Origin of the sequence: Parashewanella tropica (assembly GCF_004358445.1) — a bacterium.
GTDB classification, from domain to species: Bacteria; Pseudomonadota; Gammaproteobacteria; order Enterobacterales; family Shewanellaceae; genus Parashewanella; species Parashewanella tropica.
The window spans coordinates 956,861-976,045 of sequence record NZ_CP037951.1 but is presented as its reverse complement, the minus strand read 5'-3'; the positions used below and the strand labels follow the sequence as shown (position 1 = coordinate 976,045).

Annotated in this window: 14 protein-coding genes; 3 read left to right on the top strand and 11 right to left on the bottom strand. The window is 40.8% G+C overall.

Annotation, left to right across the window (positions count from 1 at the left end):
• Positions 1–46 precede the first annotated feature (46 nt).
• From guaB to E2H97_RS04020, 4 genes are all read right to left on the bottom strand, one after another.
• Positions 47–1,513, bottom strand: a complete 1,467-nt coding sequence (guaB, locus tag E2H97_RS04035; protein WP_133405944.1) for an IMP dehydrogenase — start codon at positions 1,511–1,513, stop codon at positions 47–49.
• Positions 1,514–1,662: 149 nt separating this feature from the next.
• The gene (locus E2H97_RS04030; protein ID WP_133405943.1) at positions 1,663–2,142 is read right to left on the bottom strand and encodes a hypothetical protein; all 480 of its coding nucleotides are present in this window, start codon (positions 2,140–2,142) and stop codon (positions 1,663–1,665) included.
• Between the two features lie 60 nt (positions 2,143–2,202).
• Positions 2,203–2,676: a hypothetical protein gene (locus E2H97_RS04025; protein WP_133405942.1), complete on the bottom strand. Its 474-nt coding sequence runs from the start codon at positions 2,674–2,676 to the stop codon at positions 2,203–2,205.
• Positions 2,677–2,689: 13 nt separating this feature from the next.
• Complete coding sequence (locus tag E2H97_RS04020; protein WP_133405941.1) at positions 2,690–3,208, bottom strand: hypothetical protein; 519 nt, start codon at positions 3,206–3,208, stop codon at positions 2,690–2,692.
• Positions 3,209–3,493: 285 nt separating this feature from the next.
• On the opposite strand from E2H97_RS04020, the gene asnB reads away from it, so the two are divergent.
• Complete coding sequence (asnB, locus tag E2H97_RS04015; protein WP_133405940.1) at positions 3,494–5,167, top strand: asparagine synthase B; 1,674 nt, start codon at positions 3,494–3,496, stop codon at positions 5,165–5,167.
• A gap of 301 nt (positions 5,168–5,468) precedes the next feature.
• Positions 5,469–6,803, top strand: a complete 1,335-nt coding sequence (gene xseA, locus E2H97_RS04010; RefSeq protein ID WP_246029054.1) for an exodeoxyribonuclease VII large subunit — start codon at positions 5,469–5,471, stop codon at positions 6,801–6,803.
• Here the strand turns inward: xseA and pncB are convergent.
• From pncB to E2H97_RS03980, 6 genes are all read right to left on the bottom strand, one after another.
• Positions 6,796–7,959: a nicotinate phosphoribosyltransferase gene (pncB, locus tag E2H97_RS04005; protein ID WP_133405938.1), complete on the bottom strand. Its 1,164-nt coding sequence runs from the start codon at positions 7,957–7,959 to the stop codon at positions 6,796–6,798. The genes xseA and pncB overlap by 8 nt on opposite strands.
• Positions 7,956–8,612 carry an isochorismatase family protein gene (locus E2H97_RS04000; protein ID WP_133405937.1) on the bottom strand — a complete coding sequence of 219 codons (657 nt, stop codon included), beginning with the start codon at positions 8,610–8,612 and terminating at the stop codon, positions 7,956–7,958. The genes pncB and E2H97_RS04000 overlap by 4 nt, the downstream gene beginning before the upstream one ends.
• A 296-nt stretch (positions 8,613–8,908) precedes the next feature.
• A complete protein-coding gene (locus E2H97_RS03995; RefSeq protein WP_133405936.1) occupies positions 8,909–10,732 on the bottom strand; it encodes a sulfatase-like hydrolase/transferase in 1,824 nt (607 codons plus the stop codon).
• A gap of 9 nt (positions 10,733–10,741) precedes the next feature.
• Positions 10,742–11,110, bottom strand: a complete 369-nt coding sequence (locus E2H97_RS03990; RefSeq protein ID WP_133405935.1) for a diacylglycerol kinase — start codon at positions 11,108–11,110, stop codon at positions 10,742–10,744.
• A gap of 177 nt (positions 11,111–11,287) precedes the next feature.
• Entirely contained in the window at positions 11,288–14,377 is a 3,090-nt protein-coding gene (locus tag E2H97_RS03985; RefSeq protein ID WP_133405934.1) for an efflux RND transporter permease subunit, read from the bottom strand.
• Positions 14,374–15,462, bottom strand: a complete 1,089-nt coding sequence (locus E2H97_RS03980) for an efflux RND transporter periplasmic adaptor subunit (protein WP_133405933.1) — start codon at positions 15,460–15,462, stop codon at positions 14,374–14,376. Before E2H97_RS03980 ends, E2H97_RS03985 begins: the two co-directional genes overlap by 4 nt.
• Positions 15,463–16,308: 846 nt before the next feature.
• On the opposite strand from E2H97_RS03980, the gene E2H97_RS03975 reads away from it, so the two are divergent.
• Positions 16,309–17,970 (top strand): RICIN domain-containing protein, encoded by a 1,662-nt coding sequence (locus tag E2H97_RS03975; protein ID WP_170308243.1) that lies wholly within the window; start codon positions 16,309–16,311, stop codon positions 17,968–17,970.
• A 69-nt stretch (positions 17,971–18,039) separates the two neighbouring features.
• On the opposite strand, the gene E2H97_RS03970 is transcribed toward E2H97_RS03975, so the two are convergent.
• Entirely contained in the window at positions 18,040–19,182 is a 1,143-nt protein-coding gene (locus E2H97_RS03970) for a DUF1501 domain-containing protein (protein ID WP_133405931.1), read from the bottom strand.
• Positions 19,183–19,185 lie beyond the last annotated feature (3 nt).

Genomic DNA, 19,185 nt, shown 5'->3' with positions numbered 1-19,185 from the left:
TTCAGTTGGCGTTGGCAAAGTTGCTCCTTAGAACACTCTCTAAAACCTACACACCAGTACGGTAATTAGGCGCTTCTTTCGTCATGGTGACATCATGCACGTGCGACTCACCCATGCCTGCTGAAGTTACTTTTACAAACTCAGCTTTGGTATTCAGCTCTTGAATCGTGGCACAACCTGTTAGCCCCATGCATGAGCGCAAACCGCCCATTTGCTGGTGGATGATTTCTTTTAAGTGCCCTTTGTAGGGTACTCGACCTTCAATGCCTTCTGGCACTAGCTTGTCAGCGGCATTATCGGTTTGGAAATAACGGTCTGATGAACCTTGAGACATCGCTCCTAAAGAACCCATACCACGATATGACTTATAAGTACGACCTTGGAATAAAATGGTTTCACCCGGAGCTTCTTCTGTACCCGCAAACATAGAGCCTGCCATGATGCACGATGCACCAGCGGCTAGTGCTTTAGCTAAATCACCAGAAAAACGAATACCACCATCAGCAATCACGGGAATATCCAAATCTTTTAACGCTTCAGCGGCATCAGAAACCGCCGTAATTTGAGGAACACCAACACCTGTAACGATACGAGTGGTACAAATAGAGCCCGGGCCAATACCCACTTTTACCGCATTTACGCCCGCTTCAACTAAGGCTAAAGCCCCTTCCGCGGTTGCTACGTTGCCGCCCACGATTTGTAAATCAGGATACTTAGCACGAGTTTCACGAATACGCTGAAGAACACCTTCCGAGTGACCGTGAGATGAGTCAATCAACAACACATCAGCGCCAGCTTTAACCAGCGCATCTACACGCTCTTCGTTACCTGCACCAGCACCAACGGCTGCACCAACACGTAATCGACCAAGCTCGTCTTTACAAGCATTAGGCTTACGCTCGGCTTTCTCAAAATCTTTAACTGTGATCAAACCTTTGAGTTTGAAGTTATCATCGACCACTAAGATTTTTTCAATACGATTGGTATGCATTAGCGCTTGAACATCAACCAGAGCTGTACCTTCTTTCACGGTAACTAAACGCTCTTTTGGTGTCATCACTTGTTCAACCGTGATGTTCCAATCAGTAATAAAGCGAACATCACGACCAGTGATAATGCCTACTAATTCGTTTGAATCATTGATAACCGGATAGCCAGCAAAACCATTACGGTGAGTTAACTCTCTCACTTCTTTTAGGGTTGTACTTGGTGAAACGGTAACAGGTTGCTGAATGATGCCTGCTTCATAAATTTTTACTTTTCGAACTTCTTCAGCTTGTTGTTCGATGCTCATATTTTTATGAATAAAACCTAAACCGCCTTCCTGAGCCATTGAAATCGCTAAGCGAGCTTCGGTTACGGTATCCATAGCAGCGGAAACGATTGGCACATTAAGATTGATGGTTTGAGTTAGGCGAGTTTGTAAATTGGCTGTGTTTGGGAGGACTGTAGAATGAGCAGGCACGAGTAATACATCGTCAAACGTGAGCGCTTCTTTTTTGAGTCTTAGCACGGCAACATCTCCCTTGAGGTGTAGGGTTGAAGGTGAAATATTGCGGACGGATTATACCCAGATACCAAGTCTGGGTAAATGTATAATAATCAAAAATTAATTTTTGTATTTTGAAACGACAAGAAATCTTGCAGCCATTTGGTGGTACTTTAGAAATTAAAACTGAAGTTATTCAGCCCACCTTCAATAGCCACAATCGCTTTTTTTATCCCTTTAATACTAAAGGTATAATGAACATCGGTGTGACCTAGAGTTACTGAGAAAGGCTTTCTTGTGTTAAGTAGCTTATCAAATATCGTTTGAATAAATGGTAAGGGATAGCCTGATACTTTCCACTGATTGTTTTTGCAAACACTCCCAATAAATCCATCCGATGAATCAATATCTAAATATAAAGGCATTTTAGAGCCTGTTTTACAGGAGTATTGGGCAGAAAACTGAATGAAACAATTTTGATGATCTGCACTACAGACCAAACTAAGCGCAGCTTCGGGATGATTCGAAGACGTTGAACGAGCAGTAATGTCCTTTGCAGAAGTAATAATCTTCCAATCGCCATAATGAATGTCTGCACTATTGGCCATAGCTGGAAACATGACTATCAACATGCTTAAGAGTATGCCTTTCACCTTCTTCCCCTTTTATAAATGAAATAAAGCGGCTTAATCACAACGCCTAATTCATAAAATTTAAAAGCTGAAATTGTTTTGTTGTCCCTCAAGGATATTGATGACTTTAGTCAAATTTACCGTATTGTAATCAGCAATTATTCCATAACCAAAATCGACTTTGAGCGAAGATGTCGTGTTCTTGAGCGCATCAAACACTTGCCCACCATATAGTTGAGAAGCATCAGCCTTCCATCCATCATTGAAACTCGTACAAGTTGTTTTTATCCCAAAGTAATGCTTATCTGCAATAAGTGCTACAGTGTTTTCTGCATCAGCATTACAACCGTTTGGGTCGGTAAAAAGGACTGAGCAATTTTTATGATCTAACCCACAATCTAAAACAATAAATCGTCCAGGCTGATCAGTTGAATCAGAAATCGCTCTGATAGATTGATCGGATTCAACCACTAACCAACTACCGTATTGATGAACCGGACCACTTGCTAGTGCAGGTAAAGCCACAAACATCATACCAAATAGTAAATTTTTCATAATACTGCCTCCCCTATTTGTTAAAAGGAAATGCTGATGAATTGAAATTACTTCGCTGTAGACCAGACGGAAGCATTAACATAATGATGTGTGTACCTCCCTTTATGCCAAAATCCATCTTACCTGTAGGCTTTTTCAACCAAACATACATGTCTTGTTTGGGCTCTCTAAATGTCTGCTCAACCGATGTGAAGATCTTCTGAACCACTTTGAAGTCTTTTTTGTTATCAGTATCCCAATGAAACTCTCCATTTTTACACTGACTCTTTATTTTCGAAGTTTTGGGGAATCCATCTGTAACAGTAAGATTGTAAGTTGCAGCATCATTACAGCTTTCACTATGCACTTTGAGCCAAACAGCGCACTCGTTTCGAAGCTGATTACAGCCTAGCCACAGGTCATTACCTGATTTCAATTTGTCCGTTGTAGAAGCGTAAATCCAACTCCCTTGTTCAGAGGTGTTCCAATCATAATATTTTGCCGCCATGGCAGGCGTTGCCAGTAAAGCCGAAGCTAATATCAAGAATTTCATAAGCGTCTTTGTAGTAAAAACAGTCTTGAGATACTATTCCGAAAGCTTTATTTGTTAAAATTCTTCAAGGATAAAAAGACCAAATTTTCAGCTGCTATTCAACTTTGTCAAAACCACAAAAATTACCCATTTGTTACTAATGTCCCGATCCATTTGTATCCATATTTCAACATGGCAATGGTTAGCCATTGATTTAATATGTAATTAATTTACATTTTTATCTTGGCAACTTAGCTCTAGTATGCGAATTTAGTGCAAGATATAACGAAAAAGAGATAGGGAAATATGTGTTCGATCTTTGGTATTCTTAACATTTCGACTGATTCAGAAAAATTAAGAACAAAAGCAATAGAGTTATCCAGTTTGATGAGACATCGTGGACCTGATTGGTCAGGTGTTTGGTCAAATGAAAATGCGGTATTGGCTCATGAGCGTTTAGCTATTGTTGGCTTAGAAAATGGTGCACAACCGCTTTTTAATCAAAATCGAACCCATATCTTGGCGGTTAATGGCGAGATATACAATCACCAAACTCTTCAAGATACCCTTACTCCAAATTACCCTTATCAGACTCGTTCAGACTGTGAAGTCATTTTGGCTTTATATGAACAAGAAGGTCATGGCTTTATTGATAAGCTAGAAGGCATGTTTGCTTTTGTATTATATGACAGCGAGCAAGACAGCTTTCTTATCGCTCGTGATCATATTGGTATCATTCCATTGTATTACGGTTATGACACTGAAGGACAAATTTATGTCGCGTCAGAGATGAAAGCTCTGGTGCCTGCTTGTACTTCAATTAAAGAATTTCCACCGGGACATTATTGGGATTCTGCTGAAGGTGAAATCAAGCCTTATTATCAAAGACAGTGGGAACACTTTGATGCGGTAAAAGACAATGCAGGTACTGCTCAAGACATTCATGATGCACTAACTCACTCAGTAAAAACTCACATGATGTCAGATGTACCTTATGGCGTATTACTTTCTGGTGGCCTAGATTCATCAGTAATTTCTGCGATTGCGCAAAAGTTCTCCCAGAAGCGTGTTGAAGATCATGATCGCAGCAAAGCATGGTGGCCGCAATTACACTCCTTTGCCGTTGGCTTAGAAGGCGCACCAGATTTAAAAGCCGCACGCTTAGTTGCCGATTATATTGGTACCATTCACCATGAATTGCATTACACGGTACAAGAAGGTATCGATGCGATTCGCAAGGTCATCTATCACTTAGAAACCTACGATGTCACCACTATCCGAGCATCCACACCTATGTATTTAATGGCGCGAAAAATTAAAGCCATGGGCATAAAAATGGTGCTTTCAGGTGAAGGGGCTGATGAAATTTTTGGTGGTTACTTGTATTTCCATAAGGCACCTAATGCCAAAGAGTTCCATGAAGAAACCGTACGAAAACTCAAGCGCTTACATATGTTTGATTGTGCCAGAGCCAACAAAGCCATGTCGGCTTGGGGCGTTGAAGCACGCGTTCCATTTTTAGATAAGACCTTTATGGACGTCGCTATGTCCATCAACCCAGAGCTCAAAATGTGCGGTAATGGCAAAGCAGAAAAACACATCCTTCGTGAAGCATTTGAAGGCTATTTACCTAAAGAAGTCTTATGGCGTCAAAAAGAACAGTTCTCTGATGGCGTAGGTTATAGCTGGATTGATTCATTGGTCGCATCAGCTGAAAAATCAGTGACAGACCAAATGATGGATAGTGCTGAACATCGATTCCCACATAATACGCCAGAAACGAAAGAAGCCTATTATTATCGTGCCATCTTCGAAGAGTTATTCCCTCTAGAAACCGCCATTAAGTGTGTGCCAGGTGGTAAGTCCGTAGCCTGTTCTACACCTGAAGCCATTGCATGGGATAAAGCTTTTGCCGCCAATGCCGACCCATCTGGTCGAGCCATGTTTGATGTTCATAATGATGGTTATGAGAAAAAGTAAAGGTAGCTGCTAGGGACTAAGTCCCCTAATAGCAATTGTAAAGACGCCAACAGAAGCGCACGTCCATGTGCTCACGACCGTGACTTCCTGTCACGGACGGTTGGCTTACCTCACAATTGCTCCTAGTATCATCAACTGCATTCGACTCTTCTTAGAAAGAGAAAAATCGTAAACCATTAAAGGGAGTTACCTTTGACATAAAAACATCATTTTTTATGAATGGCACCTACCAATTAAGAAACTTTGCTCTCACCATAAAACCCAGTATGATTCTTATTACTTATCATTGATGAATTTTACTGTGTCGACCACCAAAACAATTTTTACGGTTTCCCGCTTAAATGGCGAAGTAAGACGAATTTTAGAAAAAGAAATCGGCGAAGTTTGGCTGAGTGCCGAGATCTCTAATTTTTCAGCTCCTAGCTCAGGGCATTGGTATCTCACCTTAAAAGATCACTTCTCACAGATCCGTTGTGCCATGTTTAAAGGTCGTAACCGTCATGTGAGTTTTCGCCCGGCTAATGGTCAACAAGTCTTGGTCAAAGGCAACATCAGTGTTTACGAACCTCGTGGTGACTATCAACTCATCATCGATTCAATGCAACCAGCTGGCGACGGTTTACTCTCGCAGCAATTCGAAGCCTTGAAAATGCAACTGGCTGCAGATGGCTTATTTGCCACCGACTGCAAACAACCTTTGCCTAGTAACATTCAACGTATCGGAGTGATCACCTCGCCCACAGGCGCTGCGATTCGTGATGTTTTGCATGTACTCAATCGTCGAGATCCATCACTAGAAATCATCATTTACCCAGCCCAAGTTCAAGGTGAACAAGCATCACTGCAAATTCGTCACGCAATAGAAACAGCGAATGAACGTCAGGAAGTCGATGTGTTGTTACTTACTCGCGGCGGCGGTTCATTGGAAGATTTATGGTGTTTTAACGACGAGTTACTCGCACATACGATTTTTAATTCAGAGCTGCCGATCGTCAGCGCTATAGGTCATGAAGTAGACACAACCATAAGCGATTATGTTGCCGACGTTCGAGCACCAACCCCTTCAGCGGGTGCAGAACTGCTATCCAACGACACTGAAAATAAGCAGCAACATTTGCAGCAACTACAGCAGCGTTTGAACCAATCGATTCATCATCTACAACTTGCTCACTCTCGACGATTAGAGCAGCTATCCCATCGACTGCAACGCCATGAACCAGAACACCAACTTCAACAGTGGCAACAACGCTTTGATGAAATGCAGCTACGACTCACTTCGTTAATACAAAAACGAATCGATAATACGAAGTTGCATCAATACAATTTAGCAGCACGACTTCAACAGCAATCACCAGAACATCAAATTCGTATTGCACAGGAAAAATTGGGACATTTAAACAATCAAATGCTCAATGCTATTTCTCATAAAGTACAGCAATCAGAATCAAAATTTCAGCAAGTGAGTCAGCAGCTTGAGCTTGTCAGTCCTTTAGCCACCTTAACCCGTGGTTATAGCATCACAACCAATGATAAAGGAAAAGTTGTAACCAGCTCGAAGCAAGTTGGCCAAGGTGACGTATTAAGAACCAAGCTGAGTGAAGGTGAGCTTGTGTCTACTGTTACAAAAGTTAACTAACCCCAAACGCTAATTTTAAGCTTTGCAGAAAGTGACTATCAATGCTCATGGTTTTACCTTGAGCATCGGATATTTTGGCTACAGGCTTGCCATTACAACTGACCAACTTCAGTACCATATTGAGTGGCTGACCACCAACATCATTAGTTAACCAAGTGCCGATGCCAAACTGGGTATTCACTCTGGCTTTAAACTGCTGGTGAATGTTTAGGGCTTTTTCAAAGTTCAAGCTGTCACTAAACACAAACGTTTTGCTTTTAGCATCAATTCCTTGAGATTGATAATGAGATAATGCCAATTCTCCCCACCATATTGGATCACCAGAGTCTTGCCTTAATCCCTGATAAGTATCTGATAGTTGACCGTCAAAATCTCTAAGAAATGCCTTCATGCCAATAGTGTCTGTAAGCGCAATGCTGAGTTTATTAGGGTATTCATGTAGCCAAACTCGTAATGCTTGCTTTTGACTTTGAGATAAATCCTTAACCAAAGCTTGATGTGCTTGTAGCCATTCATGTCCCATTGTGCCTGTCACATTGAGGTTTAACTCTTTAGCCAACCACATATTACTGGTTCCAGCTAATGACTCTGAAGTTTGTTGTTTAATGATTTCCAGTAATTGTTTGTGCCACGCTTTACTGTAACGACGGCGAGTACCAAAATCACTAAATTGAAACCCTAAATGCTGTTGGTTTTTCAATTGTTCTAACTTCAAGTGCAACCGTAGACTCCCTTGCTCAATAGAAGCCTTTGGTTGTGCTTTCTGGCTATAGAGTTCGCTAATAATGGTCAGTATATAAATTTCAAATAAGGTGGTTTCAAGCCAAGGGCCTTTTACCCTGATACTTAACTGACCATCAGAAACGCTTACGACAACTTGTTTGGGGTTTAAGCGAAATTCTTTGAGCCACTCAAGGTAATCCAACTGAAATACACCGAGAGATTTTAACCACTGAATCTCATCTTTGGTCAGTGTTAACTCTGATAAATGCTCAACTTGATCTCTCACTTCAGTCTGTAACCACGATAAATCCACATCTGAACGACAATGAAATCTAGCTTCGATTAGAGTGTTCGGATAGTGATGGAATATCGCTTGTTGCATGGTGAATTTATAAAAATCCGTATCCAATAAACTCGTAATGATTGGGGTCACTTTGTACTTACCACTAATTGCTCACAGCTATTGATAATCTTGATACCCTGCCCTTGCATTTGTTTCAAGGCTTGATTAATAGATTCGGGATCTAACCCTCTGGTAGCAGCCAAATTCACCACTACCTCAAAGCCTGCATTCGATAATTGCATCACAGTTGCTCGTACACAATGCTCTAATGCTAATCCTCCGACAATGACGGTCGTGATCTCTTTAGCCTGTAAAAATTCAATGACTCCTGTAGTCAGCTTTTCTTCAAGATCATGAAAACAGCAGCCATACGGGTGTAAATCTGGCTCGACACCTTTCCATACAAAATAGTCATACTGCTCAGGTTTAGGCAATCCTTCGATAAGTTGACTTCCGAAAGTCCCCGCAATGGCATGACGAGGCCAGTGAACATCAACATTTTTTGCATCGACTGGAGACAGCATAGGATGCTCTGAACTGACTTCCCACAACCCATTAAGTGGATGAGCGTCTTTAGAGCCCACTCGAATATGAGCAAAGCACGCTTGACGGTTGAGTTCCTCAGCAATCAAATTTCCATCAGGAACAGGCAATTCATCTGGGCACAAAGAAGTAAAGGCGTTTTGAGCATCAACATCTAAAGAGGCGATGTATTTTTTATCAGGTAAGCACAATTGCGGCATTCTATAAAAATAGGTTTTAAAACGGATAGCAGATAATGAAAAGGCTTTGCTTATCGGTCAAGCAAAGCCTTTTTCTTGGTAAGTCTCAGTTAAGTTGCTTTAACCTCAGCTCTGCATAAGCCACCCTCTACAGCACAGCTACTTATGCGTATTTCTGTGTTAGAACAGCTCGAAATAGACTAGCTATTACGAACTGTTCTGCCTTGAACTACACAAAATTAGCAGCACTGTAGATAAAAAATTAATGTTTGTATTGTAAATAATAATGTTATGGATTTTGTTATACAGAGCTGAGGTTACTTTAGGAATCGACTCATTTCCTCTAAAGCACTCTTAAGGGTTTTAGTTGGAATATCTTTATCTACGTGACGATTGTGTTTATCCAAACAGTCAAACATACCACCCAGTGAGCCTGCAAAAATATTATGCTTATCAATGATCGCAAGTTTGTTATAGCTTGATGCGATAAACCAATCCCTTTGTTTGACTGGCGCAAAAAGATCAATGCCAGTTGAATAGTCGGAGGTTGGATTTTTAACACCTAAGTAATGGGTTAACAAGGTTGGCACTACGTCTTCATGGGAGCTATATGCATTTACATAATTTTGAAATCCCTGCGGTTTAAGATCTGGAGCAATGATGGCAAATGGCACTTTGATTTGAGCTTCAGTAAAGTTACCGTTATGCCCCCAATAATTTTGGTGGTTATCATTAATTTCTTGGCTGTGATCACCAGTAATAACAACTACAGTATTGTCTAAACGTCCCGACTGCTTCAACTTGTCATACACACGCTTTGCTAACGTATCAACAAACTGAACACTGGTCTTGTAACGGTTCATGATTGGAAGAGGATCAGTCTCATTATCCAATGACAAATACTTTATTGAATCAGCCATTGGCTTAAAGTTTTGTGGAAAGTCCGCAGGGAAATCATAGCCATGCGGAGCGTCAAAGAATAAAAACGAAAATCGGCTTTGATCTTTTGGTGCATTATCAAACCATTTTTCCCAGTCACTGACTAAATCAAGATCACGCTTGTATGGGCTATCCCCTTTTGAATTTAACCTTAGGTTAGGAACATTAGTAAAGATGGTCTGATTAAACTCTGGATTTTTCAGTTGTGCCGAAGCAAAAATACCAATGTCATAGTTCAATGCCTGTAATCGGTCCATGAACACAGGTGAACGACGATTGGCTAAAAATGAATGCCAATAGGTGCCAGGCATACCATAAAACAAACCAAATAAACCTGTACGAGTAGAGTTCCCCGTCGACATGTGTTGATGGTAATTTATCCCTTGTTGCCCCCAACGCCACAAATTAGGAGTCACTTCTGGACTAAACGTGTCATAACGCCATGAATCAATCACCAAAAATAATATGTCTTTGGGTGTATCGACATTCTCAGTAACCAAAGGCTTAATGGGATAATTGATGTCTTCAGCCTTCTTAGTTAGCTTAATTTTACTATCTTGCTGTTTAGTATTGACTAGACCTAATTTGTCTAACAAAGAGTTAGCTCTTAATGGGTAGTACAGTGGCAAATAACGCTGCATCGTGGTGATGGATTTTTCAGAGTTAGCCACAGCATAAGCGTTCATTAAATTAGCACTGAAAAATGCAGCAAATAATCCCCACAGAACGTTTTTTCGATGACGATTTAACACCGTGAGCTTTTCTATTTTTGAGATTAATAACCATTGCCCTAAAAAGACAACAATAATCGCTGCCGCAGCCTTTGCGATATCTGCAAAAGCAAAAGACACAATATCACCCGATGTTACTAACTTAATGATGATAGGGTTGATATGAAAGCGATATTGCTCAAATACCATAACATCAACCAATAACCCAGCTATAAAGCCCGTAAACAGTAAAGCCACGAGTACATTGGTCAATTTTTTTGGCAAAAAATACAATGGAATACAGACAAGCAGCAACAAAAATACCAGTAACGCCGCTTGGCCAAAAACCGCAAACGCAGCGTAAATCACAGAGCCTGTATTAATAAAACCTTGTGGAAAGTACTCAAAATAATTAATAAACAATAAGGCAATAATGAAGGTATTAACGATTAATAGATTTGAAAAAACACCTTTGCTGAAAGAAAACTTCATTGATACAACCTAAATAACGAAATGTTGAACAATCACATATCCCCATGCCGTACAGCACAGAAGAAGACTAATCAGGACCGCCAAAGAGCCTAAATCTTTTGCCAAACCGGAAAGTTCATGATGCTCTAACCCGACTCTATCAACAACAGCTTCAATTGCCGTGTTAACGACTTCAGCAAACATCACAAAAATCACGCTTGAGATCAGTAATAATTGCTGCGCCAATGAATCAGAAATAATAAAACTAAGAGGTATCGAGAAAAGTAATAACCAAGCTTCTTGCTTAAACGCCGCTTCGTTTTTTAACAACCACCCAAGTGCACGGTTAGAGTTTTGAAAAGCTGATATTAATCGCTTAAATCCTTGTTGTTTTTCCACTCAACACCCCAAATATTTCTGTTATATGACAAGGGGAGCGGATATTAGCATAAAATTATCAGAGTGAAAAAATGTGATGAAGAAATACAGTGGCAGTCATATTTTGAACTTTAATATTCACAAAAAAGGCTCTAAACATATTCTGAGTAGAGCCTTGTTCTTGAAGAATGTTAGAACCTATCCTAACTCCTCTTCTAGTTTCTGAGTCACTGAACTTGGCGTTCCAGTGTTTCGCGCTAGTAACCCATAAGCAGCAGGCACAACGACTAACGTAAAGAAAGTAGCCAGCATAATGCCAAATAGCACCACAACACCGATAACAAAGCGGGTTTCCGCCCCTGCTCCTGTTGCCATTACCAAAGGAACTGCACCTGCGGCTGTTGTGATACCTGTCATCAAGATTGGGCGTAAACGCTGGCACGAGGCCTGAATAACGGCTTCGTTAAACTCAAGCCCTTTATCCCGCAGCTGGTTCGCGAACTCAACTATCAAAATACCATTTTTAGCCGCTAGACCAATCAACATAATGATCCCGACTTGGCTGTAGATATTGATGCTTTGACCTGTAACATACAAGCCAATTAACGCACCAACAATCGCCAGTGGAACCGTCAACATAATGATGGCAGGATGAACATAACTCTCAAATTGTGCCGCCAAAACAAGGAACACTACGCCAAGTGCCAGAACAAAAACAAAGTAGATTGAAGAGCCTGATTCTTGATAATCCTGAGATGCGCCTTTATAGCTAACAATAGCCTCATCCGGTAAGTAATCTTTTACTAAGCCATTAAGATAACTTAACGCTTCACCTAATGAATAATCATCAGCAAGGTTAGCCGAAAAGGTAATGGCCCGCATACGATTATAGCGATGTAAGGTACTGGCATCTGCAAACTCTTGCACCGTCACTAAGTTAGATAATGGGATCAACTTTTGTGAGGTATCTGAACGAACATAAATGTTCTTCATGTCATCGGCGGTATTTTGCTGTTTGCGAATACCTTCTAATACCACATCATACTCTTTGCCGTCCCGCATAAAGGTGGTGACAACTTTCGATCCCAACATGGTTTCTAATGTGCGACCTATTTGCGATACCGACACACCCATTTGTGCAGCACGATCATGGTTGATGACGACTCGTAATTGAGGTTTAGTTTCTTTGTAATCATCATCTAAACCAATTAATTTGGGATTGTCCTTGGCCTTTTCCATAATGATGTCACGCCAATGGGCTAATTGTTCATAATCAGGCCCACCAATGACAAATTGCACTGGCTTATTCAAACCTCGGCCAAAAGCTTGTCGCATAATTGGAAAAGCACGAACACCGGATAAATCGGCTATACGGCTACGAATATCATTGATAATGGCATTAGCAGGACGACGTTGACTCCAGTCATTTAATACAATGATCCCAAAACCACCAGAGAAATCGGCCGTGCGACCAAAACCTCTTGGCGCTCGCATTAATAGGCGTTTGATATCACCAGACTTAACCAGAGGCATCAAGCGCTTTTCAATTTCATTCATGTATTCTTTGCTGTATTCGTAACTGGCACCTTGAGGGCCTGATACGATTAAGAAAATCGAACCACGATCTTCTCTTGGCGACACTTCTTGAGGCAGCTTTTTTATCAAACCGTAGCTCATCCCGACGGCAATTAAAGCAATAATGGAAATCAGAGCAGGACGACGTAGTGAGAACTCCAAAGCGCCACGATATTTTTCGATTAACCAATTCATGCCACCATCAACTTTACGCACCATCCAAGTATCTTCACTGGCTGGACGCAACAATTTGGAACACATCATTGGGCTGAGGGTTAACGCTACAATGCTTGAGAAAAACACCGCGGCACTCATGGTCACCGCAAACTCTTTAAATAACTGCCCTAAATCACCGTCTAAGAAAGTGATCGGCATAAACACCGACATCAATACCGCAGTCGTCGCAATCACCGCAAATGAGACTTGTCTAGAACCTAAAAACGCTGCGACCAATGGAGATTCACCGTCTTCGATTCGACGGTGAATATTCTCTAGCATCACAATGGCATCATCCACCACCATACCAATCGCGAGGATCATCGCCAGCAAGGTCAATAAGTTAATGGTGTAACCGAACCAATAAAGAACAATAAAGGTACCCATTAATGACACTGGCACAGTTACCGCAGGAATGAACATGGCTCGCACACTACCCAAGAACAAGTAAATCACAATGATCACTAAGGTAATGGCAATAAACAGTGTGTTATATACCTCCTGCACTGACTTTTCGATGAACACCGAACTATCATATGAACGTATGATCTTCATCCCTTCAGGCAAGGTTGGATTGATTTGATCAACCAACTTATTCACTTGGCGTGCAACGCCTAAAGTGTTAGCAGTAGACTGCTTGGCAACACCAAGTCCCACCATGTTCTGACCATTACCGCGGAACATCAACCGATTTTCTTCCGCCGCAACTTCAACTTTGGCCACATCACCTAATTTAACAAGGTAACCGTCACTGCCTTTTTTCAGTACTAAGCCTTTAAAGTCATCCGCCGTTCTGAATCCTCTTTGCAATCGAACGGTAAATTGACGATCTTTTGATTCAATCGACCCTGCTGGAAGTTCAACGTTTTCCGATCTCAGCTTATTCTCAACATCATTGACGGTTAGGTTACGCGCCGCTAATGCTTTTCTGTCTAACCAGACACGCATAGCATATTTTTTTCCACCACCAATGATGATATTAGACACGCCATCAACAACGGAAAATCGGTCTTTTAGATAACGGTCTGCATAATCGGTTAACTGAAGCGTATTCATGCTGCCGGAAACGAGGTTCAACCACATCACGACTTCATCACCACTATCCGCTTTTTCTACTTCAGGTGGATCGGCTTCAACAGGCAAGCGGTTTCGCAATCCCGATATACGATCACGAATATCGTTGGCCGCAGAATCCAAATCAGTTTTCACCGTAAATTGCAGCGTAATACGAGAACGACCATCCTGACTGTTTGAGGTAATGGTTTTTAAACCTTGAACGCCACTAATGCGGTTTTCAATAACTTGAGTAATTCTGCTTTCTACAACTGCCGCACTGGCACCACGGTAACTGGTAGAGATGGAAACAACAGGAGGATTAATATCTGGGTACTCACGTAATGGTAGCTTATCAAAAGCAACCAAACCGAAAACCACCAAAAGCAAACTGATAACCGAAGCGAGAACCGGACGCTTAACAGAGAGATCGGTCAGTATCATGCTTCTTCCCCTTGGGCGTTTTGCTTAAAGGTAAAGTTTTCTTGAGTATGAGGCTGCACCGTCATCCCCGGTCTCACTTTAAGTTGACCACGTGTAATAACCGACTCGCCCTCTTTCAAGCCAGAGGTGATTTCAACAATACCAAATTTACGTATACCTACGGCAACTTGCTTTTGCACAACTTTATTATTGTCATCAACGACATAAACGTAATGGCGGTCTTGTCGAGGAATAATGGCATCTTCGGGTAACACTAATGACGTTTTGTGATCTCTAATTAGATTCACTGTCATCAACATGCCCGGCAATAATTTCATATTGGGATTTTTCAACACCGCGCGGATAACCACGGCACGAGTTTCAGGGTCAATGCGACTATCAATCGATTTAACCTTTCCTTTGAAAGTTTTCCCCGGATAAGCGATAGCTTTGGCTTCAACTTCTTTGCCAACTTGTAAGGTCTGCAGGTAACGCTCTGGTACTGAGAAATCGAGTTTTACCGTAGACAAATCATCTAACGTTGTAATAACAGTCGATGGCGTCACTAACGCCCCAACACTCACTTGTCTTAAGCCTAGACGGCCAGAAAATGGCGCAACAATCTTACGATCCCTAACATCGGCAATCGCACTTTTCACTTGAGCTTTTGCAGTATCAATTTGAGTTTGAGCTTGGTCTTTTTCGGTTTCCGCAATGGATTTATCTTTTACCAATTGCACAATACGGCGCAAATCTCTTTCATCATTGGCCAACGCCACTCTTGCTTGTCGTAATGCCGCTTGCTGGCTAGCATCTCTTAGCTGAACGAGTAGTTTCCCTTTTCGTACCATTGCACCATCATCAAAATACAAATGGGTAACCAATTCACTGACCTTAGACGTCAAATCAATCGATTCATTGGCTTTAATATTGCCCAAAGCTTCAAGCTCGTCAGTCAATTGTTTTGTTTCAACTTTAGTGACAACCACTGGGGTGATGATATTACCGAAACGCTTTTGTTGAGGAGACTGAGATTCAGGATTAAAGATGTAATATCCCAAAACACAAAGTGCAACCACAAGAGAAATTAGAGAGAGCTTTTTCATAAAATCCTATACGAAAAAAAGAGTGAGATTTTGTTCAATTTTACTGAACCCGATAGCGCACGCAAGTAGCTTTACTTTTGCTTACAAATTTAGGGCGTATTGATCTTTCAGGATTGAATTTTGTGCTATTTGAGCACTTTTCTGTTCAAGGCGTGAGCAGTGAAGCTTAGCCATCTAAGTAAGCTGCTCACAACACAGAACAGGAAGTGCTCAAAAGCATCAAAGACAGCGTAAATTTAGTCACTTCTGCTGCGTTATCTTTTGTTTATGTGGAGCAACCACACGGCACAAACTCTGCCTTGCATAAAGTAACCAATTTGTCGCTGCAAAAATAATCCCGAAAGTTCAGCACGCCCTATACTTTTTTTCTATTGAGAATCATTTCATTGAACTGACAATTTAATCTTTGATTTCCATTTATGGACATAAGGGAAGGTTGGATCAATTCAATTTAGAACAAGCTTTAAAATGTAAAAACATCTTTTCATAATGTTAATTCATTTAACAATGTAGTGGATTTAACACTTATAAATGGTAATTAACGCTGAGAATTTAAACTTAGCAAAATTTATTTTCACTTTTAAAAACAACCTAACTCCTTGTCATGACTAAATAAGGCTTTTTCTTAGTATTTCAGCTCTAATAAAGTTCCGTTTCTAGTGTGATTGCTCTTTAAAACCAATGATAAAATCTTGTGAAATAAATCAATTAATCAGCCTATTTATTACATTGCTAACATTTCAGTAAGTGATTGGCGCTTAGTTTTTATCGTACTGGTAATCAATGTAAATGCAATTTTTAAATAAGGTAATCGATACATTCATTAAACATAGTTTGAGGGGACACATGTTTAAAACCATTTTAAAAAGTCGCGTTGCGCTTAGCATTTTACTTGCGACAACAACTGCTGCTAATGCTGAAGAAATTAGTTATTTTAAAAACTTCGTACAGCCAGATAATTATGTAGCAGAAACACACTATAACATCGCTAACAATTTCAGCCGTCCACTTCGCTCTAGTGCTGACCGTCCAATGTGGCAACATGTTGATTTAAAACATTCAAATAAATTCGAAGAAGAATGGAAGTCAGTCAAATGGTACGGAATTCTTGTTAGAGATTTTGGCATAAACGGGCATGAAAAAGCCATTGCCGACCGCAGTAAAAACTACGCTGATTACTTAAAAATGAACTTCCAAGTGGTTCTTAGAAAACAAGCACCACATACCTTTATTGGTTCAAATCCAAGTCAAATCAGTGATGTGATTGCAACAGGCATTCACAATGATTACTCATTTGTTGGTAAACCTGCAGCCAAAGTCGTACGCGAGTGGGTTTTCCCAGTGCCACAAGACTATAACGTAACAGATGAAGTTCATGAGAATACCACTCTTGTTCGCTCAAACAAGCCTGGGGACTTCTTTTGGCCTACCACTCGCGTTTATCTAATGGAATTTTCAGCCAACGTTCCGGTAACTAAACTGAAAAAAGGCAACTACTTCTTAACCATTAACCCACTTATCGGTAAAGATGAATTTTCTGAAGGTCGCACCTATTGGCATTGGGTTGTGAATGATATCAAGGAAGCAGAAGCAACGCCGCGTGAAACTGATAACAATGCAAATCACTATTCAGCTGAATTGAAGAATGCTATGCGCATGCTAAATGGTATTCCTCACGCAGCATTAAGCCGTGGTTTTACTGCTTCAATGGGACTTTTTGATGATGAACTTACAAATATTCCTACCTTAAAAGCACATAGCCTAAGTGAGCTGGACTACAAAGCCCGAGCAGGCTCTGCTGCAGATGCTGAACTGAAAGAAGAAAACAAGCAGTTAACCACACGTAATGCTGATCTTAGTACTCAATTAAGCTCGGTTAATAACCAACTTACGGCTCGTACTAATCAAGTTAACCTATTAACCAACCAAGTGAACAAAGCCAATACACTCTCTGAGCAGTTAACACAGCAAAAGCAACAGCTAACGCAACAGAAGCAACAACTTGAGCAACGTAACAACAGCCTAAATGCTGAGAAAAACACGCTTCAAGCTAACTTAAACAATGCGAATAACCGCATTGCTGAAATTACAGGCTTCCAAGAGAATAATGTTTTCCGTATTCGTGGTCATGCATCAGGCAAATGTTTAGATGTAGCTCACTTCCGTTTAGCCAATAACACCAATGTACTGAGTTATCAGTGTCACGGTGGTAATAACCAGAAGTGGGTATTTAATCCAACTACAGGTCAGATCAAAACTAAGCTTGGTAACCAATGTTTAGATATTGGTGGTAATCATAATAGTGGTGCAAACTTAAAAACATGGGAATGTTTACCTTATGGACACCCTCATATGAAAAACCAGAGCTTTATTCTTAATGGTCATTTGATTCACTCTAAAGCCAACCCAAGAATTGCATTTGATTCTATCGGCAACCATAACAGTGCTAACGTAATCATGCACCATGTACATGGTAATGCGAATCAACGTTGGGATCGTATTAAGTAATTAATACCAATCTTGAATACCAAAAGGCTGAACAAAAGTTCAGCCTTTTGTTTTTTTGGCTATATCAAATTAAACCACTCTATCCTGATAAATTTTCCCTGTTGGAAATACGTGCTTAATTTGCTCAGAGTTAAGTTGCCAATGTTGTGATAGAGCTGTTGCTAGCCAATCAAAGGTATTGGTCGTCGGCATTAAATCTCGGTTTTGGAATAACTGGTCATCTTTCAATCCAGGCCATTTACCAAGTACCTGACCTCCCTTCACACCGCCACCCGCTAAAAACATGACTCCGCCGGTGCCATGATCGGTGCCTTGAGTTCCATTTTCTCTCGCTGTTCGACCGAACTCGGTGGCAATCGCTACAACTGTATTTTTCCATTCTTTGCCCATCGCTTGTTTTAGCGATAATAAACCAGCATCTAACTCTCTTAGCTGCCGATCTAAGCGACTATGTTGAGCATTATGAGTATCCCAGCCTACGGTTTCTAGCATCGCACAATCCATAGTTTTACTTTTTAATAGTAGATTGGCGCAGTCAGCGGTTAATTCTGACAACGAGCCTTTTTTGGCTTTACTGTCTTTCATTCCACCCGCATTGGCTTTGAGCTCTAACCCGCCCTTCAAGCTTGCAGTAAGACGTTTATCTCCTTGATAAAGTTTCTCAAGGGTGGAAAACACATCGTTGTCAGCTTCTTTAAGCTTAGAGGGGTACCAAGTGGTAACTTTACTTGAGCCTCGTAAACTTACTGGCTTAGCGTAATCAATCGCTACCGCCTCAACTTGTTTTTGATCGACAGCTCTAGCTAACCAACCCGATTTAATATTTTGAGTACCGGTTCCACCTTCTAAAAAATCTTGCCCATCAAAATGTGAACGACTCGGATAACCACTACCTACAGCTACAATGGGTAATAACTCTTTCTGTTGATAAAGCTTATACATATTTTGCATGGCTGGATTAAAGGCAAAGCCTTTACCAATTTTCAAAGTAGGTTCAGTGATTTGTTTTGAGAGCCTTGGACGCAGTTTGGTGTACTCGCTGTCAAACTCAGGTATCACTGTATGTAATGAGTCCATAGCCCCACGTAAAATGATCCAAATAAATTTTTTGTTGCGATCAGTCGCCATTGAGGGAGAAGCAAACACCAATCTAGGGCTTTGCATCAATAAAATAGTGCCACCAACGACTTTAAAAAAATCACGACGTTTCATATT